At 68.6% G+C, this 17802-nt stretch carries 20 protein-coding genes; 12 read left to right on the forward strand and 8 right to left on the reverse strand.

Going from position 1 to position 17802, the window contains the following annotated elements; genetic code table 11:
- Positions 1-113: 113 nt before the first annotated feature.
- The 6 genes from AB0I34_RS15935 to AB0I34_RS15960 all read right to left on the reverse strand — a co-directional run bounded on the left by AB0I34_RS15935 (position 114) and on the right by AB0I34_RS15960 (position 3799).
- The gene (locus AB0I34_RS15935) at positions 114-545 is read right to left on the reverse strand and encodes an ester cyclase (RefSeq protein WP_360445552.1); all 432 of its coding nucleotides are present in this window, start codon (positions 543-545) and stop codon (positions 114-116) included.
- Between the two features lie 17 nt (positions 546-562).
- Positions 563-1135, reverse strand: a complete 573-nt coding sequence (locus AB0I34_RS15940; protein WP_360445554.1) for a YceI family protein — start codon at positions 1133-1135, stop codon at positions 563-565.
- A 42-nt stretch (positions 1136-1177) separates the two neighbouring features.
- The gene (locus AB0I34_RS15945; protein ID WP_360445556.1) at positions 1178-2341 is read right to left on the reverse strand and encodes a sigma-70 family RNA polymerase sigma factor; all 1164 of its coding nucleotides are present in this window, start codon (positions 2339-2341) and stop codon (positions 1178-1180) included.
- Positions 2338-2664, reverse strand: coding sequence for a YciI family protein (locus AB0I34_RS15950; protein ID WP_360445558.1), 327 nt, complete (start codon positions 2662-2664; stop codon positions 2338-2340). Before AB0I34_RS15950 ends, AB0I34_RS15945 begins: the two co-directional genes overlap by 4 nt.
- A gap of 110 nt (positions 2665-2774) precedes the next feature.
- A complete protein-coding gene (locus tag AB0I34_RS15955; RefSeq protein ID WP_360445896.1) occupies positions 2775-3527 on the reverse strand; it encodes a phosphotransferase in 753 nt (250 codons plus the stop codon).
- Positions 3524-3799, reverse strand: a complete 276-nt coding sequence (locus AB0I34_RS15960) for a hypothetical protein (protein WP_360445560.1) — start codon at positions 3797-3799, stop codon at positions 3524-3526. Before AB0I34_RS15960 ends, AB0I34_RS15955 begins: the two co-directional genes overlap by 4 nt.
- A gap of 39 nt (positions 3800-3838) precedes the next feature.
- On the opposite strand from AB0I34_RS15960, the gene AB0I34_RS15965 reads away from it, so the two are divergent.
- Entirely contained in the window at positions 3839-4696 is an 858-nt protein-coding gene (locus tag AB0I34_RS15965) for a phosphotransferase (protein WP_360445562.1), read from the forward strand.
- A gap of 4 nt (positions 4697-4700) precedes the next feature.
- Here AB0I34_RS15965 and AB0I34_RS15970 read toward each other — a convergent pair whose 3' ends face one another.
- Entirely contained in the window at positions 4701-5348 is a 648-nt protein-coding gene (locus tag AB0I34_RS15970; protein ID WP_360445564.1) for an alpha/beta hydrolase-fold protein, read from the reverse strand.
- A gap of 76 nt (positions 5349-5424) precedes the next feature.
- Between AB0I34_RS15970 and AB0I34_RS15975 the strand changes: the two genes are divergently transcribed.
- Positions 5425-5916: a DinB family protein gene (locus AB0I34_RS15975; RefSeq protein ID WP_360445566.1), complete on the forward strand. Its 492-nt coding sequence runs from the start codon at positions 5425-5427 to the stop codon at positions 5914-5916.
- Here the strand turns inward: AB0I34_RS15975 and AB0I34_RS15980 are convergent.
- Positions 5913-7241, reverse strand: a complete 1329-nt coding sequence (locus AB0I34_RS15980) for a family 43 glycosylhydrolase (RefSeq protein ID WP_360445568.1) — start codon at positions 7239-7241, stop codon at positions 5913-5915. The two genes, AB0I34_RS15975 and AB0I34_RS15980, sit on opposite strands and share 4 nt — an antisense overlap.
- Positions 7242-7465: 224 nt before the next feature.
- On the opposite strand from AB0I34_RS15980, the gene AB0I34_RS15985 reads away from it, so the two are divergent.
- The 10 genes from AB0I34_RS15985 to AB0I34_RS16030 all read left to right on the forward strand — a co-directional run bounded on the left by AB0I34_RS15985 (position 7466) and on the right by AB0I34_RS16030 (position 17777).
- Entirely contained in the window at positions 7466-7708 is a 243-nt protein-coding gene (locus tag AB0I34_RS15985; RefSeq protein ID WP_360445570.1) for a hypothetical protein, read from the forward strand.
- Positions 7709-7785: 77 nt separating this feature from the next.
- Positions 7786-10428, forward strand: coding sequence for a hypothetical protein (locus AB0I34_RS15990; protein WP_360445572.1), 2643 nt, complete (start codon positions 7786-7788; stop codon positions 10426-10428).
- Positions 10429-10474: 46 nt separating this feature from the next.
- A complete protein-coding gene (locus AB0I34_RS15995) occupies positions 10475-11098 on the forward strand; it encodes an excalibur calcium-binding domain-containing protein (RefSeq protein WP_360445574.1) in 624 nt (207 codons plus the stop codon).
- 260 nt (positions 11099-11358) lie between these two features.
- Entirely contained in the window at positions 11359-11592 is a 234-nt protein-coding gene (locus tag AB0I34_RS16000; protein WP_360445576.1) for a hypothetical protein, read from the forward strand.
- 182 nt (positions 11593-11774) lie between these two features.
- Complete coding sequence (locus AB0I34_RS16005; protein ID WP_360445578.1) at positions 11775-13148, forward strand: FGGY family carbohydrate kinase; 1374 nt, start codon at positions 11775-11777, stop codon at positions 13146-13148.
- Positions 13145-13762, forward strand: coding sequence for a histidine phosphatase family protein (locus AB0I34_RS16010; RefSeq protein ID WP_360445580.1), 618 nt, complete (start codon positions 13145-13147; stop codon positions 13760-13762). The genes AB0I34_RS16005 and AB0I34_RS16010 overlap by 4 nt, the downstream gene beginning before the upstream one ends.
- Positions 13759-14559: a DeoR/GlpR family DNA-binding transcription regulator gene (locus tag AB0I34_RS16015; RefSeq protein WP_360445582.1), complete on the forward strand. Its 801-nt coding sequence runs from the start codon at positions 13759-13761 to the stop codon at positions 14557-14559. Before AB0I34_RS16010 ends, AB0I34_RS16015 begins: the two co-directional genes overlap by 4 nt.
- Positions 14560-14568: 9 nt before the next feature.
- Complete coding sequence (locus tag AB0I34_RS16020) at positions 14569-16029, forward strand: FGGY-family carbohydrate kinase (protein WP_360445584.1); 1461 nt, start codon at positions 14569-14571, stop codon at positions 16027-16029.
- A complete protein-coding gene (locus AB0I34_RS16025) occupies positions 16026-17051 on the forward strand; it encodes a 2-hydroxyacid dehydrogenase (protein WP_360445586.1) in 1026 nt (341 codons plus the stop codon). Before AB0I34_RS16020 ends, AB0I34_RS16025 begins: the two co-directional genes overlap by 4 nt.
- A 30-nt stretch (positions 17052-17081) precedes the next feature.
- Positions 17082-17777 carry an MgtC/SapB family protein gene (locus AB0I34_RS16030; protein WP_360445588.1) on the forward strand — a complete coding sequence of 232 codons (696 nt, stop codon included), beginning with the start codon at positions 17082-17084 and terminating at the stop codon, positions 17775-17777.
- Positions 17778-17802 lie beyond the last annotated feature (25 nt).

Genomic DNA, 17802 nt, shown 5'->3' on the forward strand with positions numbered 1-17802 from the left:
CGATCCCGGCGAGGCGGCGTGAGAAGACGAACTCGCGGACCGCGTCGCTGTGCCGCAAAAGGTTCTCGACCTGGAGGAACGCGCGGCTGTAGGTGCCGCGTTCGGCGCTCTGGTCAGGGGGTGGGGATGGCGCCTAGTTGGCGTAGTTGGGAGAGGGTGTCTACTACGCCCCAGGTCTTGGAGATCCGGCCGCCGGTCACGCGGATGATCATGATTTCCTTGTAGGTGATGCGTTTTCCGGTGGGGGCGATGCCCATGAAGTCGCCCTCGTGAGTGCCGGTGACGGTATTGCGGCAGACGAGTTTGTCGCCTTCTGCGATCACGTCCTCGACGTGTACGTCGAGGTCGGGGAAGGCGTGCAGGAGCAGGGACCAGACGTGCTTCACGGCCTCGACGCCAGTGGCCTCGATCGGCAGGGGAGTGCCGAGCTCGACGTCCGGGTCGAAGAGTTCGTCGATGGTCTTCGCGACGAAGTCGGGATCGGCGCTGTTCATCGCTTCGTGCAGACGGGCGAAGATCGCCTTGGTTTCCGTGGTTGCTGACATGGGGTTCTCCTGGATGGTCATTTCTGCAGGACTGCCTGGATCTCGAGGGTGATCGACACCTTGTCGCCGACCACGACGCCGCCGCCGTCCATCGGGATGGTGTTCGTCATGCCGAAGTCGCGCCGGTTGATCTGCGTGGTCGCCGAGAAGCCGGCCCGCTGTCCGCCGAACGGGTCCGCGGTGAAGCCGTTCACCTCCACGGCGAGCGGTACGGGACGGGTGACGCCGTGCACCGTCAGCTCACCGTCGATGATCCAGCCGTCGCCGGATGGACGGACGCCGGTGGAGCGGTACGTCATCGTCGGGTACTGCTCGACCTCGAGGTAGTCCGCGGTCCGGAGGTGGTTGTCCCGCGGTTCGTAGCCGGTCTCCAGCGACGCGAGGTCGATCGTCGCGGTGACCGACGAGTCCCGCGGATCCTCGGCGGTGACGATCGTGACGTCGTACGTCGTGAACCGGCCGCGGACCTTGGTGACCATCAGGTGGCGGGCGGAGAAGGCGATCTCGGAATGTGCCGGGTCGGCTGTCCAGGTGCCGGGTAGATACCCCGGGATCAGTTCGTGGGCAAGGTTGGAAAGTTGGTCGCTCATACCCAGGTGACGAACGAACGATCGCCCTGGGGACAGCCCGGATCAGAGTCGTTCGAGCTGCCGGGCCAGGAAGCGTCGTTCCGGTGTCGTCGTGGCCAGATCGAGCGCGCGCCGGTACGACGCTTTGGCTTCGGCGTCGCGGTGGAGACGCCGAAGCAACTCGCCGCGGGTCGAGTGAAAGTAGAGGTACCCGTCCAGCTCGAGGCGGTCGACCGTGCGCAGTGCCTTGGCCGGGTCACCGGCCTGCGCGACCGCAACGGCGTAGTTCAGCTCAACCACGAGGGAACTGGTGAGTTCGACCAGGCGCCGATACAACTTGGCGACCTGGGGCCAGTCGATCTGCTCACGCGTCTGGAGGGATGCGATCGCGGCCTGTACGACGTACGGACCGCGGCCGCCCAACGCGATCGCCCGGTCGAGCAGCGCGCGGCCCGCTGCGAGTTGAGGTCTGTCCCAGAGTGAGCGGTCCTGGTCGTCGAGCAGGACGAGATCCTCGCCGGAGAAGCGGGCTCGGCGCCGGGCGTGGTGGATCATCATCAGGGCGAGCAGCCCGTGAACCTCCGGCTCATCCGGCATCAGCGCGGTGAGGACCTGCCCCAGGCTGATGGCTTCGGCGCCGAGGTCGACGCGGCCGCTGTAGCCCTCGTTGTAGATCAGGTAGATGACTGCCAGCACAGCATCGAGGCGGTCCGGCAGCAGGTGGGCGGCGGGGACCGCGAACGGGATGCCGGCCGCCTTGATCTTGTTCTTCGCTCGGGTCAGGCGCCGCTTCATGGTCTCCTCGGAGACCAGGAACGCCCGGGCGATCTCGGCGGTCTGCAGGCCGCCGAGGGCACGCAACGTGAGCGCCACCTGGCCGTCGAGCGGAAGAGCCGGATGGCAGCAGGTGAAGATCAGCTCGAGCCGTTCGTCCTTGATCACGGCGTCGTCGAACTCGTCCATGACGGCCTCGGGTACTGGTAGCAGGTGGATCTTCTCGGCCAGGGTGCGCTCCCGGCGGATCCGGTCGATCGCGCGGTTGCGCGCCGTGGTCGTCAGCCACGCCGCCGGGCTGGACGGCGTACCTTCCGTCGGCCAGCGGTGCGCCGCGATGACGAATGCCTCCTGGACGGCCTCCTCGGCCTTGTCGAAGTCACCGAGGAACCCGACCAGCGAGGCCAGCACCCGGCTCCACTGCTCGCGGAACACGTCCTCGAGCGTGCTCAACGGCGTACCACCGGCCTGATCTCCACGCCGCCGCCGAGCCTGGCCGCCGGGATCCGGGCCGCGAGCTCGATCGCGTCGTCCAGATTGGCCGCCTCGATCACGCAGAATCCGCCGAGCACCTCCTTGGTGTCCGCGAACGGGCCGTCGGTTGTGAGCGTCCGCCCACCGGCCACCCGCACGCTCGTCGCCGTCGCAGCCGGCGCCAACTGCGCCATGTCGACGAAGCGGGAGTCATGGGCCAGTTCGGAGTACTCCGCATGCACCTCGTCCGGCGGCGCCGCGTCATACTCAGCCTCGTTGTAGACAATCAGGGCGTACTGCATCACAACCTCCAGACAGTCGTCTCTCACCCCCCTGACGAACGAACGCCCAGAAATGCGACACGACCTACTGCGCCCGGCAGCGGAGCGGGCGGGTTGCCACCGGGTTTCGGCTAGGTCTGGTCTTGGGTGTCGGTGAGGTGGGACAGGAGGGTTAGGGCTGCTTGGTGGCGGGCTTGGGCGTAGGTCTTCAGGGAGGGGGTGACTGCGGTTGGGTCGTCCAAGGGTTCGGCCAGGGGGTAGGTCGAGGCGAGGGTGTAGGCGCAGCCGACGGCGACTGCGGAGGTCAGGTCGTCTGGACGGGCGGCAGGGTGTTCGTCTCGGTAGGCCGCGAGGAGGTCAGGCAGGCCGGTGATCCATTGGTCGCCGAGGAGGATGGTCCTGGGGTCGCAGCCGATGCGGGCGATCTCCCAGGAGACGTAGCGGGGAGTCGGCGGCATGAAGTCGATCACGGCTGCTACCTCGTCGCCGCGCAGCATCAGGTTCGGCGAGGCGAGGTCGCCGTGGACGATCTGTTCGGTGAGCTTGGGCAGGCGCGCCAGGATCGCATCGACCTTGTGCAGTAGCCCCCGCCGTTGCTTCGCGGCATCCAACGCCCAGTCCTCGAACGGGCTGAGTGTTCCGCGTCGGCTGTACTCCGTGATCAGCCAGTCGAGCCGCGCCCGGGACCGATCCGCGTCCTTCAGCCCGGCTGCGGGGCGGACCGTAGGCGCGGCCGCCGGGTGCTCGGCGAGGCGGCGGTGTAGCCGGCCGAGTACGGCGCCAACCGCCTGCCACCGCCCGCCGGTGAGTCCACCTTCGGCGGTCTCGGCGTCGGCGACGTACTCCCAGAGGGACATCGGCAACGGACCTGCGTCTTCGATCAGTTGCCGGCACGGGTACGACGTACGCCCGGCACCGGCACGCCTCCGGCTCGGGCGAACTCGGCCAGTTCCACCGCAGCCCGTTCGTTCTGCAGGACTGCGCGATCGCGGTAGACCTTGGCGAACCACTGATCACCCTCGTGATCCGTGATGTGGAAGTTCAACGTCGCCGTCCCCGCCGCGATCCTGGTGATCTCGGCCGGCTGCATGCCGTAGGCAACGATTAACGTGTCGGCCACCATCTGCTCGCCCGTGAGTCTTGACGGCTCGCGCATGAGCTCCACTCTCTCACGCGGCCGACGGTAGACTCCGGCATGAGGGAAAGTGACCTGCGCATGCTGGACTGGGCGGCCGCAGCGGTCGGCTCAGGTGCCAGGATCGTCGACGTACGGGCTCTCCACGATGACCAGGGGCCGTGGCGGCTGAGCATCGAGCACCGCGGACGTACGGCGGACTTCGTACTGCGGGCACCGACTCCGCGGATCGACGCCGCGATGGTTGCCACCGCTGCCGCCGCACTGGAGGTGGCCGAACAGCATGGGCTCCCTGCACCGCGCCTGGTTGGCGCCGACCTCCAGAGCGACGCGCCGACGACGCTCGAGACCCTCGTCCCAGGGACGACAGCATGGCCGACTCCGTCCGTTGAACGGTTGCGTGCCGCCGGTGCCGCGCTCGCTCGCGTGCACACCTTCGAGATGCCTCCAAGCGACGACCTGCCGTTCCGCCCGCGGCCGATCGCTGTGGACGACTTCGCCGGTGACCGCCGCCGTGGCCGGATGCCGACGACACCCCTCCTGAAGGCGGCCGACGAACTGGTCACGGCGATCGACAGTCCGCCAGAAGAGAACGTCTTTCTCCACGGCGACGTCTGGCCAGGCAACCTGATCTGGTCCGGTGATGAGGTCGCGGCACTCATTGACTGGAAGACCGCAGGCGTCGGCTCGCCGGGCGTCGACCTGTGCGAGCTCCGCAAACAGGTCGCGATCACGTTCGGACCGGATGCGCCCGATCACGTCCTCGACGGCTGGCAGCGCGCAACCGGCACCAAGGCGAACGACGTTGCCTACTGGGACGCCGTAGCCGCCCTCAACACCCCCACCGAGCTGGACGGAGCTCCGACTCACCGCCGCGACGCATTCCTCCAGGACGCAGTGATCCGGTTGGGGCGTTGAGGCTTCACTGTCCGAACGCCCAGGCCGCCATCAGCGGGAACTCGTCCCGCCAGAACGGGTCACCGTGCCCTCCGGCCCGCTCGGTCATGACGACGTCGGCCTTTGCATCGCGCAGCGCGTCCGCCCAGCGGGCCGCGTTCTCCTGGAAGAACGGCTCTTCCGTGCCCGCGACGAGGTAGGTGCGTGGCAGTGAGGTCTGCATGTCGCCGGGCGGCTTGTAGCCGCCGCCGGGCGACGCACTGAAGATCGCGCCGTAGATGTCGGGATGGCGAAGTCCGATGGCGAGTGCCAGTTCGCCGCTGGCCGAGACACCGAAGACCGCCGTACGTTCGGCGGGCAGGGCGACGCCGAAGCGTGACTTCGCCCAGTCGCGGAGGTCCTCGACGAAGAACGTCTCGTGAGCCGCGAACCGTTGCGCGTTGAAACCCGGTGAGTACTCGTAGAGCCGCTCCATCTCGTCGTCCAGGCGGTGTGCGGCGACGATCATCGTCGGCGGTACGTCGGCCGCCTCATTGAGGAACGCGCCCCACTGCGAGATCAGCTGACCGTCGCCGGCGTACACGACCGCCTGAGGCGTTTCGGATGGGACGTACGCCGTGACCTGCCGACCACCGTCGTACTCGAACGTCTCGGTGACGAACTCTTCCGGCATCGTGCGCCTCCTGGTTGGTAGCGGCTCTCAACCAACCTAGTCCTGGGAGAGATCACAGCGTGGCTACGCTGGCCCGGTGACTCGCCGATTCCCGCCGGCTGCGGCTGACGAACGCACGATGCTGACCGGCTGGCTGGACGTGCAGCGTGCCACGGTCCGGCTGAAGTGCGAGGGTCTGACCGATGAGCAGGCCCAACTCGCCGTACTACCGTCGTCGCCCCGGCTGACTGTGAAGACGCTGGTCGCGCACCTGCGCTGGGCGGAGCTGTCCTGGTTCGAGACCAGCTTCCTGGGTGCGCGTGAGTTGGCTGTCCAAGACCCTCTCGAGCTCCCGCAACCGCCCGACGCCTCACTCGATGAACTGCTCGACGAGTACGACGAGCGGTGCGCCCGTTCCCGCGAGATCGTCGCCGGTCACGAGTTCGACGAGTTGGAAGCCTGGGCGCCCGAAGGCCTGGATCTCGTCTCTTTGCGCTGGATCGTCACCCACCTCCTCGAAGAAACCGCCCGCCACCTCGGCCACCTCGACGCCATCCGAGAACTGATCGACGGCACCACCGGCTACTAGTACACCTCGATGCGGTCGAGGCTGATGATGGTGCTGCCGGAGGCTGGGTTCTTGTCGCCGGCGACTCGGACCTTCAGGGTGTGCGGGGCGGCCGGGAGGGTCGGCGTGGTGTAGATGAGTTGTTCGCCGACGCGGATCGAGCTGTAGTAGTCGATCCGTTGTTCCGGACCTCCATCGACGGAGATGCCGGCGATCCCGTTGCCGGTGTCGACGACGCTGAGCAGGGCGGCTTTGGTGCCGGTGAAGCGGATGGTGGCGGACGCGTCCCGTTCGCCGCTCCAATGGTCGTTGCCCCAGAAGCACTGGTTGCCGCACCCGGATCCAGAGTTCCAGTGACCGGCGTACTCGACCTGGTTGAGCCCGGTCCCGGTGTCGAAGTCGTTGATCCAGTAGTTCGACGAGCCCGGATCACCCGACGGCAAGGTTTGAGTCGCACCAGCAGCCAGCGGCTGCCCGAGGTTCGGCGTGCCGTCGGCGTTCCAGCTGATCTTCTGTACGCGCGTGGTCCGGAAGGAATACGTGTAGGTGCTGGTGTTCTTTCCGTGGTACGCAATCCAGTCCTGCGTACCGTCGGGCGACTTGAAGAACGAGTGATGACCCGGACCCCAGACCCCGGTCTGGTCGTTCCGGGAGAAGATCGCGCCGGCGTGCTGCACCCAGTTCGACGCGACCATCGGGTCGGCGCCGTTCGCGATGCTCTTCATCCACAGTTGGTAGTCCGGCTTGCCGGTGTCGCAGGTCGAGTACGTGAGGAAGGTCCGCGCCGCGCCGTACAGCGGAGTCGGCCCCTCTCGCACCTCGCTGCACCCGCCGTCCGCCGGGATCGCCACTCGCGCGCCGGTAGACGTCCACGGGTTGCTCATCCGGACGATGTAGAGCTGCGCCGGCCCACCCTGCCCGCGGCCGGGCCCGGTCCAGACGAAGTACTGCTGCCCGTTCACCGTGATCGGCTCGCCGTCGATCGCGTACTCGCCGAAGTCCGCGATCTTCGCCTTGAAGGTGTACGGCCCGAGCGGATCGTCACCGGTGGACTCGAGCACGTACATCCGGTGGTTCGCGTCGACCCCGTCGGACGCGGTGTAGTAGATGTACCAGCGCCCGCCGACATGCCGGAACGCCGGCGCCCACATCTGCGTGTTGCGGCTGGAGTCGGTGTCCCGCCACACCACCTGCTCCGGCTGGACGAGCAGCGTCGCCAGGCTCGGTGACGACCAGATCCCGATCCGGTCGCCGCGCGTGGTCGCGACGTAGTACTTGCCGTTGTAGAACATCAGCGACGGATCCGCCGACGGGTTCACCGGATTCCGGAAGTTCTGTGACGCCACCACGCTCTCCTGTCGTTCGGCGGCTGGAGCAGTGGTGGCCAGGCCGCCGGTCAGCACGACGGCGACATGGTGCAGAGGACGGGGCGGAGGAACCTCATGTCACACCTCTTCCAAGTGGACCTGTCGGTAGTTCTAACCCGCCTTTACCAACGTTGTAAACCCTTCCCACCAGGATCGAATACCACCCCCGGAACCGGCCGCACGGGGCTGGCGTCGTACCCGGCATGAAGCTGAAGGTTCGGGTCGTGCACTACCGCTGTCAGGGGCGCGACTGCTGGTACGCCGACATCGACGACGCCGACGACCGGCAGCCGGACGACCCGTTCTGGTACGCCGACGGCTGCCGCACTCAGGCGGACGCGATCACGGCCGCGTGCGCCCAGCTCGCGGTCCTCGGCCAAGCGGTTGCCGCAGGCACGCTCCCGCGCCGCATCAGCGAGACCCGGTCCCGAACAGCGGCCGCCTAGGGCATGAGGTCAAAAGGCTCGGCGACTACTCGGCCGCAGCTCTGGCCGGGCGGGTGACGGCACGGCATCATGGGGCGATGCTCGGGGAATCGGCAGGCACCAAAGGCGACGCCACGATCGAGCAGATCGGCCGGCGCCGGACCTTCACCGGAACCCTGCAACTGGCGGTCGTGCTCGCCGTGGTCCAGTGGCCGATGCGCGACGCCGTCCACGACGCGGCCGGCTCGCCGCTCGGCTGTGAGGTCCCGGCCCGGCTGTCGTTGCTGGTCGATGCGACGTTCATCATCGCCTACGTCTACGCGGCGTTCCAGGCGTACACGTACGTCAAGTTCCTCGATCGGCAGTCCTGGAAGCAGATCGCGGCCATCGGCTCGTGGCTCGTCTTCGGTGCGGCGGCGCTGGACGTCGTCGAGGACATCCGGCTGTGGACCCAGTTCGGTCCGACGAGCCCCTGCGTGGATCTGTCGACGGGCTGGCTCACCTGGCTGATGCGGGCGGTCGGCCTGGCCGGGGCGCTCGTCCTCGCCGTCTGCTACTTCGCGACCAGTCGCTTCGGGCAACGGAAGCTGTACGGCGTCCAGCTCGAGCCACCGGTGACGTTCAAGGCGATCAAGGAGGACAGCAAGGACGCGGGCCGGCTCGTGATCACCTGCTCGGGCGGCGGCATCCGGTCGGCGTCGTTCTGCCTCGGCGCGCTGCAACTCCTGCGGGAGAAGGGGTTGTACGACAAGGCGTCGACCGTGGTCGGGGTCAGCGGTGGCGGCTATATGGCGGCCGCGTTCCACATCCTCCGCAAGTTCTGCACCGATCCCTTCTCGCCGGGATCGCCCGAGCTCGCCCGGCTGCGCCGGCAGACCCGCTATCTCCTGCAGGGCGGTCGCGCGATGTTCCGGGCCGCGCTGTCGGTGCTGTTCGGACTGGTCGTCAACCTGCTGCTGATCGGGATCACGCTGCGCGCGATCGCCTGGGTGCTCGGCTGGTTCCTGGCCGACCAGCAAGTGGTCGTGGCCGGATACACCGAGATCCACGTCGACCTGCGCCCGCACGGCTCCTGGCATTTCATCGGGCTCTCGGTCGCCCTGCTCGCGATCAGCGCCGCGATGTTCTTGGTGGAGAAGGTCTGGGACCGCTGGGCCAGGATGCCCGACGTGATCCGGCGGGTGCTGACCACCATCGGCAACTTCACCCTCTGGTACGGCGTCCCGGTCGCCGTACTACTGCTCGGCGTACCGGGAGGCCTTTATCTGCTGGGGAAACTCCCTGGCGACTCGAGCCTGCCGTCCGCCTTGCTGGCGTTGGTCGACCCCACGAAGCAAGGTGTGGCGTCGTTCACTGCGTTGGTCCTCGTCCTGATCGGGCTCGGCAAGTCGGTGTGGAACGGGCTCGCGGTCGAGGCGAAGGCGGCGACCGGGGTGCGCGCACGGCTGCTCGCGTTCGCGCGGACCAAGCTCGCGCCGTGGTTGGCCAGCGCCATCATCGTGGGGTCGGCGATCATCGTGCTGCTGCGCTGGACCGGTGGTTACGCGATCGACAGCTCCTACCAGTCCGACTGGAACGTCGCGCTCATCCTGGCCGCGATCGCGGTCGCGATCAAGGTGCTCACCGACGCCAACCGGACCTCGCTGCACTCCTTCTACCGGGAGCGTTTGTCGCGCGCGTTCCTGGTGAAGCGGCAGGACAACGGCGCCGCGGTCGCGCTCGACTACCACATGAGGTTGCGGTTCTCCGACTGGGCGACGCCGCCGAACGGCGGGCCGCAGCTGGTCATCGCGGGCGTGGCGAACGTCGACGATGCGGACTTCGTACCGACCCAGCGGGACTGCGTGCCGTTCGTGTTCGATCCCGAGCAGATCGGGATCGTCGGGGACCGGTCGCTGCCGGACGGCGGCCGGCGGCAGACCGCGGACTACGAGCGGGAGGCCGACGTACTGACGCGGGAGGTGACGGTCCCGGCCGCGATGGCGATCAGTGGTGCCGCGCTGAGCCCGCTCACCGGCCGCGTGAACGCGCGGACCAGGCCGGTCCGGCTGCTGCTCGCCGTACTCAACGCGCGTCTGGGCGTGTGGCTGCCGAACCCGTACTGGAACAACGGGTCGGGACCCGCGTTCCCCGAGGTTCACGGCATCGTCCCGAAGGTACGGCGGTACGTCGGCAGCGTGATCGACAAGCCCGGACCGTACCGGCTGCTGCGGGAGGCGATCGGGTCGCCGTCGATGTACGACCGGCGGATCTATGTGACCGACGGCGGCCACTACGACAACCTCGGCCTGGTCGAGGCGCTGCGCCGCGAGCCGGCCCAGGTGATCGTGATCGACGCGTCGAACGACGCCGAGGACCGGTTCACGGCACTGGCCGAGGCGATAGCGACCGCGCGGATGGACCACGGGATCCGGATCGACATCGACCCGTCGCCGATGATCCGCGGGTCGAAGCCGCGGGCCGACCGGGCCTGGGCCTACGGCATCGCGACGCACCCGGTGAAGGACGGCGAACAGACGCCGTACAAGACCGAGATCTTCTTCGTGAAGGCGCTCCTGGCCGGGGCGCTCGACTGGGACGTCGAGCAGTACGCCGTCGAGCACGCCGACTTCCCCCGGCGGACCACGAACGACCAGTTTTACGACGAATGGGACTTCGAGGCCTACCGGGCGCTCGGCTACGCCCTGACCCAATCCCTCACCGACCACCACCGGGTCCGCGACCGCCTCGACGACCTGTAACACTCCGTCACCGTGACTGGATGTAACCCCTGAGGGGGGACTCACCATGTCAACATTCAATTCACCGCCGGGGTGGCCGGCACCACCGGCACCCGACTGGCAACCACCGCCCGGCTGGCAGCCAGACCCGGCCTGGACGCCCGCACCGCCGGGATGGAGTTTCTGGCTGAACGCGCGCGGGCTGCGTTCCCGTGGGCCGAACGGGCGGTACGGCGCGGAGCCGCCAGTGAAGCTGGTCGCGGGGTGGGTGGCCGGTGGGGTCGCGTTCCTCGTCATCCTGGCTGCGATCGGCGGGAGCAACGGCGCTTCGTCGAGTGCCGCTCCGTCTGTGCCCCGCACCACCGTGACGGCGACCGTGGTCGGGCCGACCGCGACGGCGACTGTCACCATGCAGCAGACCGTTCCCGGGCCGACGGCAACGGTCACGCTGCCGCCGCTGCCGGCCACGACCGTGACGGTGAAGGCGCCGAAGGCAACGGTCAGTGCTCCGGCGCCGTTGGTGCGGTCGACCCAGACCGCCAAGCCGAAGCGGACGACAGCACCACCCGCCGAGGTGTACTACGCGAACTGCTCGGAGGTCCGGGCCGCGGGCAAAGCGCCCTTGCACACCGGGGATCCCGGCTACGCGTCGCATCTCGACCGGGATCACGACGGCGTCGCCTGCGAGTGATCACGCCGCGTCGCCTGTGGATAACCAGGGGTGTGCTGTGGACAAGGCAACGATCGCGGGTGCTGATGCACGTGCAGTCCGGCTGGTGAGCGGACGGTTGCCCGCTGCTCCGCAGCGGTGATCTGATGGGTGGCTGTACGCCGAAACTTTACGAAAACTTAGTCGTAACCACCGGCGCGCCAGGTCGTTGATCAGTCAGACAGTTTGTGAGCAAGGGATCGCTGGGGTCCATCGCGCTGGGGAACTGGGAAGGACCGCCCGTGCACCGATTCAATCCGCCACCTGAGTGGCCCGAGCCGCCGAGTGACACCTGGCGTCCGCCGCCGGGCTGGGAGCCCGACCCGGAGTGGCCGGACGCGCCGGCCGGCTGGGGCTTCTGGCTCAACCGCAGCGGCCGTCCGTCCCGCGGCCCGATCGGCGCCTACGGAGCCATCGACGCCGGCCGCCTCGAGCTGGCGACTGTCGACCCGGCCCTCGTCCTGATGCACTCCTGACAGCTACCTCCTCCTGGCCAGGCGCAACCGGCTGGAGGACCGGCTCCCGCATGCTTCCAGCTGCGGGAGCCGCGCTGCGTTCCGGGGAGGTGTGGCCGGGATCGGACGGAGGGCTGGCGTTCTCTTATCGTCTTCTGATGTTATGTTATCAGCGTAGATAACACTCAGTCGGGAGGCGGCACGTGGCAGGACCGGCCTGGATCGGCGTCGACCTCGGCACGCAGAGCGTGCGCGCAGTACTGGCCGACTCCGACGGTACTGTCCTGGCCCGCGCGGCCCGGCCACTCACCAGCCATCGCGACGGTGTCCGGCACGAGCAGGACCCGCAGAGCTGGCTCGACGCCGTCGACTCCAGCATCGCCGAAGTCGCTCCGCAGGCGGACCAGTTGGCCGGCATCGCGATCTGTTCCACCTCTGGCACTGTCCTCCTGACCGACCGTTCCGGCCGGCCGGTGACGCCCGCTCTGATGTACGACGACGCCCGCGCGGCCGACCGTCGTGTCCAGATCGTGGACGCCGACCCGGAGCGCTGGGCTACCTCGATGCAGCCCACCTGGGCGCTCCCCAAGATCCTCTCGCTGGTCGCTGACGGTTACGACCTCGCCGACCACCGCATCGTCCACAGCGCCGACTTCGTGGCAGCACACCTGGTCGGTCACCCGGTCGCGACCGACACGAGCCATGCCCTCAAGACCGGTTATGACCTGGTCGCCGACACGTGGCCGGCCGCGGCCTTCGACAAACTCGGCCTGCCCCTCTCTGCCTTCCCCGAGGTCGTCCTCCCGGGCGCCGAACTCGGCCGCACTCCGGCCGGCGTCCCCGTGTACGCCGGCATGACCGACGGCTGCGCGGCCCAGATCGCCGCCGGCGCACTCGCCCCCGGCGCCTGGAACTCGGTCCTCGGTACGACGCTCGTCCTCAAGGGCGTCAGCAAGGACCTCCTCGACGACCCGACCGGCGCGGTCTACAGCCACCGTCATCCGGACGGCGGCTGGCTCCCCGGTGGCGCATCGAGCACCGGCGCGGGCGTGCTGACCGAGCTGCTGCCCGGTGAGGATCTCGACGCCTTCGACCAGGCCGCGCGTGAGCTGGGGCCGATCGATGCGGTCATCTACCCGCTGACCAAGACCGGTGAGCGGTTCCCGTTCGTAGCGCCGCAGGCCGAGCGGTTCACTCTCGGCGACGTCTCCGGCAAGCTGCGGACGTACGCCGCCGTCCTCCAGGGCGTGGCCTTCATCGAACGACTCGCCTTCGAGCACCTGGTCGGCCTCGGCGCCGAGCCTGTTCGCTCCGTCTCTCTCACCGGCGGCGCCATCCGCAGCGGCTACTGGAACCAGCTTCGTGCCGACGTCCTCGGCGTACCCGTCGAACTCCCGGCGGCCCCGGACCCGGCGTACGGGATGGCGGTCCTCGCGGCCTCGGCCGGCGGCTCGCTGACCGAAACGGCCGGCCGGATGGTCCGGGTCGAGCGCGTCCTCGAGCCGCGACCGCAACCTCTCGACACGTTGTACGGCGAGTTCGTCGCCGAGCTGGACTGGCGGGGGTACCGCGGATGAGGACCACGATCGTTCTGGCCCGGCACGGCCGGACCGAATGGCACCACGGCAATCGCTATACCGGGTCGACAGACCTGCCGATCGACGAGGTCGGCGTTCAGCAGGCGCGGTTGCTCAAGGAGTGGGCGTCCGACTACGCGCCGGACGCTCTGTGGTCGTCCCCGATGTTGCGCGCCCGGCAGACGATCGCGCCGATCGCCGAGGCTCTCGGTCTCGAGCCGACCGTGGACGCGCGGCTGCGCGAGGTCGACTTCGGTTCGGCCGAGGGCAAGATGCTGAGCGAACTTCCGCCGGTCGTCGCCAAGGCGTTCAAGCTGGACCCGGTCAAGGATCACTTCCCCGGCGGCGAGGATCCGGCCGAGGCGGCGGACCGGGTGCACGAGGTCTTCCATCAGATCGGTAAGCAGCACGAAGGCCGCAAGGTGATGGTGCTGGCGCACAACACGCTCATCCGGTTGCTGGTGTGCCGGGTGCTCGGACTGCCGTTGAGCGAGTACCGCAGACTGCTACCTGCGCTCGGTCCCGCGGCGCTGGTGCGTTTCCGCTGGCAGGACGGCACAGTGGGTCTCGAGGCGTACAACGTTCCTGCTGTCCGAATGGAGACCCTGGCATGACATCCGATGTCGACGGTGACACCACCGAACTGAGCCGGCCCGCCCGCCGGCAGGCCGAGATCGCGGCGTACGTCGTGAAGCACGGCTCGGTCTCGGCCAACGACCTGGTCGAGGCGTTCGGGGTGAGCGTGATGACGGTGCACCGCGACCTGGACGAGCTCGAGCGGCAGGGCGTCGTGCGCAAGTACCGCGGCGGCGTCAGCGCGCAGCCGACCAGCGTCTTCGAGAGCAACGTCGCGTACCGGCTGAACACCGCGACCGCCGAGAAGGCCGCGCTGGCCCGGCACGCCCGCGCGATGATCGAGCCGGGGATGTCGGTGATGCTCGACGACTCGACCAGCGCGCTCGCCCTGGTGGACCTGTTCGAGGACATCACTCCGTTGACCGTGGCAACGAACTTCCTGCCCGCGATCAGCAGGTTGACCGAGTTGCGCGACGTCACCCTGCTCGCCCTCGGCGGCCTGTACTCCGCGACCCACGACTCGTTCGGCGGGATGCCGTGCGCGGAGGCGGTCGAGGCGCTGCACACAGACCTGCTGTTCTGCTCGGTGTCGGCGGTGTCGCCGACGCACGCGTTCCACCAGGAGGAGGAGATCGTCCTGGTGAAGCGAGCGATGCTGCGGTCGGCCAGGACCAAGGTCCTGCTGGTCGACCACGGCAAGCTCCAGCGCACAGCCCTGCACCGGCTCGCCCCACTCACCGACTTCGACGTCGTAGTCGTCGACGAGAAGACCCCCGATGACCTGATCCAGCCACTGCGCGACAACGGCGCGACCGTGGAGGTCGCCAAACTCTAGGAGGGCAGTATGGACGTCGGAGTCGACGTTGGCACCACTGTCACCAAGGCTGTCGCGTTCGACGACGACGGACGGCCGGTAGCCGAGGCCTCCCGGCCGACCAGGCTGGTCCGGCCGGCGATCGGGCGGTTCGAGCACGAGACGGCCGAGATCGTTGCCTCGGTCAACGAGGTGGTCGGGGAGTTGGCCGGCATGGTGGGCGACCGCCCCGGCGTCCTGGCGATCACCGCCCAGGGTGACGGCCTCTGGCTCGTCGACGCGGACGGTACGGCGGTCCGCCCGGCGATCTCCTGGCTGGATGCCCGCAGCAGTGCGATCCTCGAGCGCTGGACCGACGACGGCGTGGCCGAACGCGTCTTCCGCCGCTCCGGCAACCGGATGTTCCCGGGCGCCTCCGGTCCACTGCTCGCCGCGGTCCACGCCGAGGAGCCCGACGTCATCGAGCGCGCCGGGACAGCGGCGTACTGCAAGGACGTCGTGATGCAGCAACTCACCGGCGTCCGCGCGACCGACGTGTCGGATGCCTCCGCACCCTTCCTCGACCCCCGCACGAACCAGTACGACGAAGACGCCCTGAAGGCGACGGGCCTCTCGGAGTTGAGTCACTTGCTCGCGCCGGTCGAGCCCGCCGGACCCGTCGGCGAACTACGCGACAACTCCACCGGCATGGCCCGCGGCACCAGGGTCTCCGCCGGCCCGTACGACCTCCCAGCCGCAGCAGCCGGCGCCGGCGTCCAAGACCCCGGCGATGCCCTACTTACTGTCGGTACGACGCTCGCCTGCCAAGTCGTGACGCGAGAGCTCCCCGTGGACGGCGAACCGGCGGGGTTGTTCCTCGGCACCTGGACCCCCGGCGTCTGGTTGCGCGCGATGCCCGCGATGGTCGGCACCGCCGCACTCGACCGAGTCCTCGCACTCGTCGGTGCCGGCACCGACCGACTGCCGGAGCTGCTCGCCGAGAGCCCGGTCGGCGCCCAAGGCGTCACCGTGCTGCCTTACCTGTCCGAGGCCGGCGAGCGCGCGCCGTTCGTCGACACTCGCGCGCGAGGCACGATCGACGGGATCTCGCTGTCCACGACAACCGCGGACCTCGTGCGCGCAACCTGCGAAGGCATCGCGTACGCCGCCCGGCACTGTCTCGAGGCAGCCGGATGGAGCGGCCGCGTCACGGTGTGCGGTGGTGGCGCCCGCAGTACCGAATGGACACAGATCCTGGCCGACGTGCTGAACGCGCCGCTGCACACGGCCGAGGCCGAGCAGGTCGCGGCCCGAGGTGCCGTGATCTGTGCCCGCCGCGCAGTCGACCCGGACAGCGCCGACGGCTGGATCGCCGAGACCCGTCAGGTTGATCCCGATCCCGCCCGCGCCGGGTTCTACGCCGAGGGGTACGCCCACTACCTGCGCCGGATCGAGGCAGCCCGCCCGCGCTGGTCTGACCCAGCACCAACCTTCACCTCAGGAGTTCGATGAGAGCCATCAAGACATTGCTTGCCGGCGACCATTTCGTGCGCAACGATCTGCTCGCCACAGCATTGTCCTCCGTCCAGAACGTCACGTTCGACTTCCGCGAGGTCACGCTGCCCTGGCCGCTGACGCCGTACGGGCGGGTGGCCGAGGTGGACGAGGCGAGCGACGCCGAGGATCAACTGATCGCGGCGTTGCCCGGAGTCGAGATCGCGGTCACCCAGATGGGCCCGTTCACCGAACGGGTACTGGACGCCGCGCCGGACCTGCGCTTCCTGGTCGTCTGCCGCGGCGGCCCGGTGAACGTGAATGTGCCCGCGGCCACCAAGCGTGGCATCATCGTCGCCTCCACCCCGGGCCGCAACGCGGTCGCCGCCGCCGAGCATGCGGTCGCGATGATGATGGGTGCCCTGCGCAACCTTCCGCGGCTGCAACGGACGCTGGAGCAGGGCGAGTGGCGCAGCGACCTCTACGCGTACGACGAGTGTGGCCTGGAGCTGGACGGGGCCACGGTCGGCCTGGTCGGGTACGGCGCGATCGGGCAGCGCGTCGCCCGGGTGATGCTTGCCTTCGGCGCCGAAGTCCTCGTGGTCGACCCGGCGATCGATCCGGCCACGGCGCCGGCCGGTGTCGAGGTGGTCGAGTTGGACGACCTGCTGCGGCGGTCGGACGTGGTCAGCCTGCATGCGCGGTTGACCGATCAGACCCGCGGCATGATCGGTGCCGAGCAGATTGCCCTGATGCCACGAGGCGCCGTACTGGTGAACACAGCGCGTGGTGGGTTACTCGACTACGACGCGACGGTGGACGCGCTGGAGTCCGGGCAGCTCGGTGCGGCCGCCTTCGACGTCTTCCCGGTTGAGCCGGTGCCGGTCAGTGCACGCCTGCTGACAGCACCGAACGTAGTCATGACGCCACACCTCGCCGGTGCGACCAAGCAGACCGCCCTCCGCGCCGGCTCGATCGCCGCCGAAGCCGTAGCGGCGTACCTGGCCGGGATCGACCCAGTAGGACTGGTCTCAGCGTGAGGTGGTGACTGATAGGGAACTGGGAACTCTATGGAACTCGTAACATCCACCACCTGGACCGAGCTCGTGTTGTTGCTGGTCGCGTTCGTGCTGTCGATGGTCATCGGCATCGAGCGGCAGTTGCAGCAGAAGAGTGCGGGGATGCGGACGCATACCCTGGTCGGCACCGGGGCTGCTCTGTTCACGCTGGTCTCCGGCTTCGGCTTCGACGCCGTCCTGGGGACCGAGGTCAACCTCGATCCGTCGAGGATCGCGGCGCAGGTCGTCTCCGGCGTCGGATTCCTCGGCGCCGGGGTGATCTTCATGCGCCGCGACGTGGTCCGTGGGCTGACCACCGCGGCGACGATCTGGATGACGGCTGCGATCGGAATGGCTTGTGGTGCGGGGATGCCGGTGCTGGCTGTGGCCGCGACTCTGCTGCATCTTGTCGCGGTCGGCCCGTTCGGCCGGCTCGGCCGCTTCCTGCCGTCGCCGGACCGCCGCCGCATCGTGACCGTTCGCTACGAGGACGGTTACGGCGTACTGCGGGCGATCCTCGCGACCGCGACATCGATGGGTTTCGAGGCGTCGGTGCTCGGAACCGACGTGCACCGGGAGGCCGGCCGGCCGCAGGTCCGGGCGTCGATGCGGTTCACCGGCCGGCCGCCGTTGCAGAATCTGGTGCTGGCCCTGGATGACCTCGACGGCGTCACCGGCGTCCGCCTGCGGGAAGACGTCGACGACTGAGTTGCCTGATCGTTGTGAAGTCAGT

The organism is Kribbella sp. NPDC050281 (genome assembly GCF_040655855.1).
Taxonomy (GTDB): domain Bacteria; phylum Actinomycetota; class Actinomycetes; order Propionibacteriales; family Kribbellaceae; genus Kribbella.

Coding starts and splice junctions, on each gene's coding strand:
- AB0I34_RS15935 (WP_360445552.1), bottom strand. CDS start 545: ATGTCAGCAACCACGGAAACCAAGGCGATCTTCGCCCGTCTGCACGAA.
- AB0I34_RS15940 (WP_360445554.1), bottom strand. CDS start 1,135: ATGAGCGACCAACTTTCCAACCTTGCCCACGAACTGATCCCGGGGTAT.
- AB0I34_RS15950 (WP_360445558.1), bottom strand. CDS start 2,664: ATGCAGTACGCCCTGATTGTCTACAACGAGGCTGAGTATGACGCGGCG.
- AB0I34_RS15960 (WP_360445560.1), bottom strand. CDS start 3,799: ATGCGCGAGCCGTCAAGACTCACGGGCGAGCAGATGGTGGCCGACACG.
- AB0I34_RS15965 (WP_360445562.1), top strand. CDS start 3,839: ATGAGGGAAAGTGACCTGCGCATGCTGGACTGGGCGGCCGCAGCGGTC.
- AB0I34_RS15970 (WP_360445564.1), bottom strand. CDS start 5,348: ATGCCGGAAGAGTTCGTCACCGAGACGTTCGAGTACGACGGTGGTCGG.
- AB0I34_RS15985 (WP_360445570.1), top strand. CDS start 7,466: ATGAAGCTGAAGGTTCGGGTCGTGCACTACCGCTGTCAGGGGCGCGAC.
- AB0I34_RS15990 (WP_360445572.1), top strand. CDS start 7,786: ATGCTCGGGGAATCGGCAGGCACCAAAGGCGACGCCACGATCGAGCAG.
- AB0I34_RS15995 (WP_360445574.1), top strand. CDS start 10,475: ATGTCAACATTCAATTCACCGCCGGGGTGGCCGGCACCACCGGCACCC.
- AB0I34_RS16010 (WP_360445580.1), top strand. CDS start 13,145: ATGAGGACCACGATCGTTCTGGCCCGGCACGGCCGGACCGAATGGCAC.
- AB0I34_RS16015 (WP_360445582.1), top strand. CDS start 13,759: ATGACATCCGATGTCGACGGTGACACCACCGAACTGAGCCGGCCCGCC.
- AB0I34_RS16020 (WP_360445584.1), top strand. CDS start 14,569: ATGGACGTCGGAGTCGACGTTGGCACCACTGTCACCAAGGCTGTCGCG.
- AB0I34_RS16025 (WP_360445586.1), top strand. CDS start 16,026: ATGAGAGCCATCAAGACATTGCTTGCCGGCGACCATTTCGTGCGCAAC.
- AB0I34_RS16030 (WP_360445588.1), top strand. CDS start 17,082: ATGGAACTCGTAACATCCACCACCTGGACCGAGCTCGTGTTGTTGCTG.